This is a genomic window from Pseudomonas sp. SIMBA_041 (assembly GCF_046535095.1).
In the GTDB taxonomy this organism is placed as follows: domain Bacteria; phylum Pseudomonadota; class Gammaproteobacteria; order Pseudomonadales; family Pseudomonadaceae; genus Aquipseudomonas; species Aquipseudomonas mucoides.
Genome location: NZ_JAWRXJ010000780.1, coordinates 1 through 245 on the forward strand (window position 1 = coordinate 1; position 245 = coordinate 245).

Annotated in this window: 1 protein-coding gene; it reads right to left on the bottom strand. The window is 65.7% G+C overall.

The genetic code is table 11. The features are described 5' to 3' along the window. A partial coding sequence (locus SB725_RS33240; RefSeq protein ID WP_410923702.1) for a LysR family transcriptional regulator occupies positions 1-245 on the bottom strand: 245 nt, incomplete at both ends.

The window sequence follows — 245 nt, forward strand, 5'->3', positions numbered from 1 at the left end:
CCAGGTTGAGCGTGCCCCGCAGCTCGCCCTTGAGCGCCGCGGCATATTGCTCGAAGCCATCCAGCTCGGCCAGCAGGCGCAGGCTCTCCTGGTGGAACAGTTCACCTTTGCTGGTCAGGCTGAAACCGCCGCGCCCACGGTGACACAGGACAATCCCCAGCCCGCCCTCCAGTTGGCTCATGTAGGTGCTGATAGCCGACGTCGACAGGTTCAGCTCGCGCTGGGCGTTGGCGAAGCCCTGGTGG